The sequence below is a fragment of the Kitasatospora sp. NPDC086801 genome (assembly GCF_044745805.1).
Classification (GTDB): Bacteria; Actinomycetota; Actinomycetes; order Streptomycetales; family Streptomycetaceae; genus Kitasatospora.
Window position 1 is genome coordinate 1 of the sequence record NZ_JBIVAX010000082.1, and the last position, 8119, is coordinate 8119.

The window sequence follows — 8119 nt, forward strand, 5'->3', positions numbered from 1 at the left end:
AACCGGGATTGTTCACCCTGCCGCGACCGTAGCCGTCCGGCGCGGCCACATCCTCCGCTACGGCGAAACGGACATCAGCTTACGTTCCGCCCTCTCATGTGCGGCTTGTCGCCTCGTCTCTCGGAGTGACTGTGCGGGCGGTGTGGTACTGGATCGCTGCGGCGCGTAAGGAGGGCCGGCTCTCGCCGCGCCCCCGTGCACAGCTGGCCGTCACCCCGGAGGTCCGGCGTCTGCTGGCGTTGTGGGGAGGCAATGTCTCGGCTGTCCACCGCGAACTGGTGGTCCGCGCGGCCGCAGATCCCGAGGCGGGGCCTGTGCTGTCGCTGTCGGCTCTGCACCGCGCGGTGGTGCGGGATCTGTCGGCGGGGGAGCGGGCGGGTCTGCGGGGCGGGGAGGCGGCCCGCCGAGCGTATGACGTGTTCGGGAAGCGGCCGGTGTTGTGGAGGAACGCGTGCTGGGAGGGCGATCACAAGCACGTGCCGGTGCAGGTCGATGTCGAGGGCGAGTTGGCGTGTCCGTGGATCACCTGGTTCATCGACTGCGCCACCAAGTACATCCTCGGCCTGGCTGTCACGCCGCACGCCCCGTCCAGGGACGCGGTGCTGGCCGCGCTGCGCGCCTCGATCACCCCTACCGAACCGTTCGGCCCGGCAGGTGGCCTGCCCGCCCTGATGCGGGTCGACCAAGGCAAGGAGTTCCTGTGCGCCACGGTGACCGCCGCGCTCGGCGCGTTCGCCGTCCCCGTCCATGACCTGCCGGCCTACAGCCCGCATCTGAAGGGCACGGTCGAGGCGCTGAACGACTCGGTGGAGGAGATGTTCCTCGTCTCTCTGCCGCGCTACACCCATCGTCAGAAGCTCACCGGCGGGGGGCTCGCCGATCCGGACGCGCCGCCGCTGACGTTCGCCGCCTTCGTCGCGCTGCTCCTGGACTGGGTGCGCTGGTGGAACACCGAGCACCGCCCGGCCGACCTGGGCGGCCGCACCCCGACCGAGGCGTGGAACGCGGACCCGACGCCGCTGCGCGACATCCCGCCCGAGCACCTCGCGTTCTTCGCTCTGGAGGACGACAGCCGCACCCGCACGATCACCACGAACGGCATCTCCTGGCGCCGCCATGCCTACATCGCCCCCTGGATGGTCGGGCACACCGGCACGAAGGTCCGCCTTCGCCATCTCCCGCACCACGTCGGCGAGATCGAGGTATTCGACGCGTCCACCGGCCGCCACCTCGGCGTCGCCCATCTCGCCGAACAGGCGAGCCCGGAACAGGTCCGCGCCCTGCGCGCGACCCGCACCGCCGCCGCCCGCCGGCTGCGTGCGGACTTGAAGGCCGCGGAGAAGCTGCGCCGCCGGCGGTTCGCGGCCGCGACCACCCCGGCCCCGCCGCAGCCGCTCGGCACCCTGACCGCAGCCGAGGCCGCGGCCGAGCTGGAGGCAGCCGGCGGCCGGGACCTCCAGGCGCTGGCGCTGCCCGGGCTGCTCCCGCACGCCCCGGTCCCGGACGGATGGGTCCTGCCCCGCGCCACGGCGCATGCCGAGCCCGAACACGCCGACGGCGGCCCAGCGGATCCGCCGGCCTGAACGGCCGCAGCCCGCACCACACCGCAGTCGCACCGGTGTCCGCCAACGACCCCGCCCCCGCCCACGGCCCCGGCCCGATGCCCCACTTCAGTCCCACCAGCCCCATCTGCCTGCCCGTTCTCATCTCCTGAGCCCCGTAGGAGCCCGCACCGTGACCACCGCACCCGCCGTCCGCCCCGGCATGCTGCCCCCCGAGCGCGCCGACCACTACCTGCACCTGGAAGGCGCCTGCACCGTGACGACCGAGGCCCTGCGCACCGCCCGGGAGAACATCGCCGCCACCCTCGAGGCCCGCGCGATGATGTGCATCTCCGGCGCGGCCGGCAACGGCAAGTCCCTGTCGGTGAACGCCTCGCTGCGCCTGCTCGCGCCCCACGACTCCTACCGGATCGCCTTCCGGGCCCGCCCCACCCCACGCGACATCCGCCACGAGCTGTTCCGTGCTCTGGGCCTGCCAGGGGAGCCGCCAGCGCGCCCGATCGAGTTCGACGCCGTCCTCAAGGACGCCCTGGCCCGCGGCTTCCACGTGCTGGTCTGCGACGAGGCGCAGTGGATGTCGCGGGAGTGTTTCGAGTACTGGCGCTACTTGTGGGATGACCCGGCCACCGACATCGCCGTCGTCTTCGCCGGCGGCGACGGCTGTGCGAAGGTGCTGCGCCGCGAGCCGATGCTCGCCTCCCGCGTCTACATCTGGCAGCAGGCCCATCCGCTCACCCTGCCCGAGGTCCTGGCGACCATCCCCGCCTTCCACCCGCTGTGGGAGGGTGTCGATGCCGATCTGATCGCCCTGGTCGACAAGCAGGCCGCGCACGGCAACTTCCGCGCCTGGGCCCGCATCACCAAACTCGCCGCCGATGGCCTGGCCGCCCAGGGCCGCAGCCACATCGACGAACAGCTGCTGTGCCAGGTCTACGGCCGCCTCGGCATCAGGACGTGAGCCCGCGTCGCCTGCCCGGTGTCACCCTGGCTCTCGACCCGGGCGACGACGCTGCCTACACCAAGGCGGCGCTGGCTGCCCACGACCCCGCTGCCAGCCGCATCACCGTGCACCCGACCCCCGGCACCACCCGCGCTGACGACCTCGCTCTCGACGTCCTGGCCGCCCTCGGCAAGCCCTACACGCCCCCCGGCCCCTGGAGCAGAGCCCACGGCCTGCTGTGGGCGGCCGCGGCGGCCTGGATCCTCGCCACCTCCGTCCGGCACGTGACCGTCCTGCGCGCCCACCTCCTCGCCCCGCCCACCTGGCGCCGCCTGCTGGACCTGCAGCAACAGACCGGTAGCCATCTGACCGTCGTCTGCCACCGCACCCCGCCGCCCGCCCTCACCGCGGCCCTGCACCAGACCGCGCACACGACCACGACCGGCCTGCCCCCGCGCACCCTGCCCGCCCCCACCTCGCGCACGCCCATCCCGCCCATTCCGCGTGCCGTCGGCCTCAGCTGGCTGACCATCCCAGCCATGGCCCGCCTCGCCCTGTCGGACATCCCCGAACCCCTCTGCACTGCCTGCACCCCCGCACCGCTCAGCACCAGTGGCCGACCCCTGCCCGACGGCCTCCTCAACGAAGCCGTCGAGCGCATCCACCGTCTCGCCCACCCCCAACATGCTGCAGCGCTCGCCACCGCCCTCGTCACCGGCGCGCCCTTCCACCACCTCGCCACCGCCAGCCTCGCCGACTACCACCACGGGCAAGCCACCCTCACCCTCCACGCCCCGCGCCACGGCCGAACCCCCGCCCGCTGCGCCACCTACGAACTCCCGCCCTGGGCCCGCCCCTTGCTGGACGCCGCCGCCCACTACCTGAACCTCACCACCGCCGGAACCCGCCTCCTCGCCCCGCCCGAGCACGCCCTGGCACCCCTGCTGCAGAACGCCGAACACTGCAGACTGCGCCCGCCCCAGCACTCCCACCCCACCAAGCGCCCAACCCGCTACGCCTTCCCCGGAGCGCTGCCGGACGGCCCCGACTGGGCGGCCTTCGTCGACGTCCCCGATGTCCCCCCGCATCTGGCCGGCGCAGTCCACCGACGCCGCCGACTCCAGGAAGAGGGCACGCGCTGGCGCGAGTGGGAACGCATGTACGCCGCAGCAGCCGCCTTCCACGCCGCGCACCACCATCTGGACCCCACCGACGCCGACCACGACGGCCCCCTGATGGCCTGGATCACCCGGCAGCGCCACCTCAAGGGCTGCGGCGAACTCGCCCCCGCCCGCATCACCGAACTGGACGCGCTCGACATGATCTGGTCGAAGAACGCAGGCGCTTGGGAACGCGGCTACGCCTACGCCCGCGCCTGGGCGGCCCGCACCGGCCACCTCGCCATCCCCGCCAAGGAAACGCTGGACGGGTACGCCGTCGGCGCCTGGATGCGCCGCCAGCGCAAGGCCGCGGGCCTGACCGACCACCAGCACCACGCCCTCGACGCCCTCGACCCGCTCTGGCAATTGGAGCCCGACTGGAACCGCTCCTACTGCCGCCTGACCGCCTACCTCGCCGAAGGCGGCAGCCTCATCGGCCCGGTCAACCGAACCGGCCACGTGAGCGACCCCCAGTTCCGCCCCGGATCCTGGCTACGCAAGCAGAACCGCCTCGCCGCCACCGGAGGACACACTGCCCAGCAGACCGCGCTGCTCGACGCCCTCGGCGCCTGGCAGACGCCCTTCCCGCCACAGCCCCACTGACGAAGGACGGAAGCGACCCGCAGCCTGCTGCGGGAAGAGGCGCCCGGACCCGCGGTCACGGCCCGGTTCAGTCGGCAAAGCCTCGCAGCTGCACCACCAGACCGGAGCAGCCGATCACCCGGCTCGTTGTCAGAGCCGGATGGCAGGCTGGTCGGATGATCAGTCAAAAGCTGGCTGTGCAGTGCTTAGCCGGGGAGATGCGCGGCTGCCTGGTCCCGACGGTGCCGGAGCAGTTCCAGCGCAAGCGTTTCGCCGAGCACGATTTCGTCTTCTTCGGGCATGTGCCGGTGCGTGCCCACAAGCTCGCAAACCGGTGGCAGTTCGACGAATCCGGGGTGCGCGCGGCCGGGCGCACGATTGCCGCGCTGCCGTGGGACCCCAGCGACCTCGTCGACCCACGACCGCACAGTCCCGGCAAGCCCAAGCCGGCGACACCTGCTCGCAAGGGCTGGAGAGAGCAGATCCGTCGCTGGGTCGACCACGAGGCCGCGGTTACGCGGATGAAGAACGGCTGCCCGTGCGGGACACCCTTCTGCCGGCGAAGCTCCGACGGGTGGGCACTGCCCTGCGGCCTGACCCCCGAGGGCCTGCTCCAGCGCTGCGCCAATTACTCCATCGCCTGCGTGCTTCCAGTCCCCACGCTGGTCTGGTCGCACGACACGTGGCTGATCCCGCGCACCCTCGCTCTCGTCCTCGACCAGTGGGAGGAGGCCGAGACCGCGCTGGCTGCCGGCAGCCACGTCTGCGGCACCTGCGGCGCGCACAGCACGGACTCGACCTGGCACACATCCACCACCAGCGGCTGGAAGGTGATCTGCCCCGCCTGCGCCGTCGCAGGACTGCGCCGCTACCGACAGGAACTGGCAGGAGCCACCTACGCGGGTGTACGAGAACGTGGACCGCGGGCCGAGGACTTCCTGTGCGCGATATGCGAACCGGCCCGGCCCGCAGCCGCCTGGGACCACTGCCACGAACACGGCCTGATACGCGGGCCCCTGTGCGGCAGCTGCAACGCCATGGAAGGCCAAGGCAAGGAGTTCCTCGCCCGCAAAGGCAGCGTGCAGCACCTCCTGAACTGCAACGACTGCCGTGCCCACCGCATCCTGCCACCGCACCACCGGCCCGCCGCGCTGCGCCGCCACCTTCACCTCGAACGAGGTCTTCAGGGGTGCGATGTGCCGATGCACATGTGCGTGTCGGTCACCGAGGTCGTCGACAGCGGATATGAATGCAGGGTCCGTTGTTTCGGGCAGAGAGGTTCTTCAAGCCTTCGTCTGACGGCGACTGAGGCAGAACACATCCTGGCCCGGACAGTCGAGTCCGGGATGCTCTGAGCGCCAGGGCTGCGAACAGGCCCGCACCGCCAAGGACTTGGGCCCGGTGCTGCCCGCCCTGACCAAGCGCGAGCAGGTGGCTGCCGCAGCCTGCGCACCGGACGATGCGTGGCGGGAGGACCGCGTGCTCCACGCGAAGCTCTACCCGGCGAAGGCGCAGGGTGTGACCTGTTGGTCAGTGTGGGCGTGGAATGGCCTCTCATCGCGGGTTGTCTGGACCTTTGGTTGGACCTGTTGGATTGTGAAATGGTGGCTGGTTTGGTGACTGTGTGTGGTGGTTTATGGGATCGGGGGGTCGGTCGGTCTCGCTGGGTGTGGTCGACGGGTTTTGGGACTGTATTCGGGTATGAATTACGCCGTACATTCCGTACTGCTGCTTTTATGGATTCGCTGCCTGTGGTGGTCTGAATTTGGTCCGGAATTGTGGGTGCGGGGGCAGTGGCGGGGCGGGTGTTCGGTTCCGGGTGGCAGGGCTGCGTCCGCGTGCCCGCCTGCTGCGCCTCCGCTCCGGCCGGGCCCGCCCGCTGCGCCCCTGGCTGGGTGGCAGTCAGGCCACCCTGGAGGCCGCCTTGGAGGTGGCTCTGGTGGTTGGTCCGGAGTGGGCCGGTGCTGTCGCGGCTGCTGTTCGGGTGGTGGCTGCTGCGGGTGCCGGCGACCGTCAGGAGCCGGTTGTCCTGGCCGGCGTCCGGGGCGGGCGCCGCTTCGCGCTTGGGCCGTGCGGTGCTGTGCCCGGGGTGCTGTGCTTCTGGTTGCCGTTCTGGTCGGCCGTCAGGCCGACTGCCCGTCAGGGGCAGAGCCAGTTGTCGGAGCTCGGGATGCGGATCCCGCCGTACAGGTGGTCGTCCGGGTCGCCCTCGTAGCAGCCCAAGCCGTCGCACCCGGGGCACTTGGCGCTGATGAGGCGGGTCTCGTCCGGACCGTCCGGGATGTCCACCTCCCCGGAGCCGCCACAGTCGCTGCACTGGTACCAGTACTCGGGGTCCTCCACCTTGCCCTGGCCGTCACACACAGGGCACCCGGCGCTGCCGGGTCCGCCTGAGCCGTCGCAGTTGTCGCACCTGTACCAAAACTGCTTGTTCTCCACTGATACCTCGCTCATCCAGTTGTGTGGTGGAAGTGTGCCGCACCACCCGGCTGCCCCGATGTCGTGCCGCTCTCAGCTGCTCGTCGGGGGTGGATGCGTGTTGCGGTACCGTGTTGCACCCGCTACTCGGTTCGCTGGCCTTGGTGGGCTCCCGCTGCCCGCCCGCGCCGTCCTGCCGCGCCCCCGCCCTCGTCCCCGTCCCGCCCGCGCCCGTGAGGCCTGATGCTGCGTCCCGCTGGCCCGTTGCCGGGGCTCCTGGTCGTTGTGCTGGTCGGCTGTCCGGCCAGCCGCGGTGTCCGTCGTCCTGGTCGGCCGCCAGGCCGTCCCGCTGCGCCCAGCTCGGCCGCCGCCCCACCGTCCCGGCTTGCTGAGCCCCTGGCCGTCATCCTGGCCCGATGTTCGGTTTGGTGTCGCTGCTCCGGGAATTGCTCCGCTGACGCCGGGCGGGATTTCCTGGGCGGTCTGGAGGGGCGCCCGTGGCGTCGGCGGCGGGGGCCGTAGGCCCATTTCCTGAGTGCCTGAATTCGATTTCCGCCAGCTGCGCCTCACAAGGCTTTCGGATTGCCTCACGAAAGAGAGCGGAAGGGAATTTGCATTCTCATCGGGAGTGTCGCTTGATAGAGCCGGAATGGACGGTCGCCGCGAGGTTCCTGTTCGCGTCTCCCGCCCGCCTGACGGTCGGTAGGATAGAGTCGTACGGCGCTCTGTGAAGCACGCTCAGAACGCCGCCGGATACGCTTCGGATTCCGGTCGGGAGTCTGTGGTTGAGGACCCGTCAGGGACCGTCGCGCTGGGCGTCCGTGAGGGCCCGCCACTCGGGCTGGGGAGGCCGAGCCGGACCGGTGGCCCGGAGGTTGCTCCCGAGGGCCGCAGGCCCCGCCCTAGGGGCGCCGGATGGGCCGCAAGCCCAGCAATTCAGGCGGCGGACCGGCCACCGGCCGGGCCCGGGGAGGGAGCCCGGGGGTGGGGTTGTGGTTGATACCCGAAGTCCGCGACACATCGTCAACGCCGAGGGCCGCAGGCCCCGGCCGGCACCCCTGCCTGGTCGGAGGGATGGGCCGTTACCCGAATTTCGTGTCACATCGTCAACGCTCACCCCCGGGCGCAGCCCGGGAAACCCTGCCAGTCAATCGGCCCGTAGGGCCGTGAAAACATCGGCCCAACAAAGCTGGAATGTCGACCGGTTGACGGGCCGTAGGCCCGGGGAAAAGCCACCGGGCAGGCGGAGCGCAGCGACGCCCGACGCCAGCTTCGACGGCGCGTGCCGTGCTCATGAATTCGCCATCGGCGAATTCCCCCCGCCATGCACCGGCCGCCGAGGCGCAGCCGAGGCCACGCCACGTACGGTGACGCCGTAGGCGGCACCCCCGCACCTGGCGGTGCGTCAGCACCGCTGCTCCCGCGCCAGCGGGAGCCTGAGCCGCAGGCGCCCGCCC

Annotated in this window: 5 protein-coding genes; 4 read left to right on the top strand and 1 reads right to left on the bottom strand. The window is 71.4% G+C overall.

Going from position 1 to position 8119, the window contains the following annotated elements; translation table 11 throughout:
* Positions 1 to 98: 98 nt before the first annotated feature.
* The 4 genes from ACIPLC_RS37830 (at position 99) to ACIPLC_RS37845 (ending at position 5599) form a co-directional block, all read left to right on the top strand.
* Positions 99 to 1583 carry a Mu transposase C-terminal domain-containing protein gene (locus ACIPLC_RS37830; RefSeq protein WP_400477604.1) on the top strand — a complete coding sequence of 495 codons (1485 nt, stop codon included), beginning with the start codon at positions 99 to 101 and terminating at the stop codon, positions 1581 to 1583.
* A 151-nt stretch (positions 1584 to 1734) separates the two neighbouring features.
* Positions 1735 to 2520 (top strand): ATP-binding protein, encoded by a 786-nt coding sequence (locus ACIPLC_RS37835; RefSeq protein WP_400477605.1) that lies wholly within the window; start codon positions 1735 to 1737, stop codon positions 2518 to 2520.
* Positions 2517 to 4265, top strand: coding sequence for a helicase associated domain-containing protein (locus ACIPLC_RS37840; protein ID WP_400477606.1), 1749 nt, complete (start codon positions 2517 to 2519; stop codon positions 4263 to 4265). Before ACIPLC_RS37835 ends, ACIPLC_RS37840 begins: the two co-directional genes overlap by 4 nt.
* A 155-nt stretch (positions 4266 to 4420) precedes the next feature.
* The gene (locus ACIPLC_RS37845) at positions 4421 to 5599 is read left to right on the top strand and encodes an endonuclease domain-containing protein (protein ID WP_400477607.1); all 1179 of its coding nucleotides are present in this window, start codon (positions 4421 to 4423) and stop codon (positions 5597 to 5599) included.
* Between the two features lie 784 nt (positions 5600 to 6383).
* On the opposite strand, the gene ACIPLC_RS37850 is transcribed toward ACIPLC_RS37845, so the two are convergent.
* Entirely contained in the window at positions 6384 to 6608 is a 225-nt protein-coding gene (locus tag ACIPLC_RS37850) for a hypothetical protein (protein ID WP_400477608.1), read from the bottom strand.
* Between the last annotated feature and the right edge of the window lie 1511 nt (positions 6609 to 8119).

Coding starts and splice junctions, on each gene's coding strand:
- ACIPLC_RS37845 (WP_400477607.1), top strand. CDS start 4,421: ATGATCAGTCAAAAGCTGGCTGTGCAGTGCTTAGCCGGGGAGATGCGC.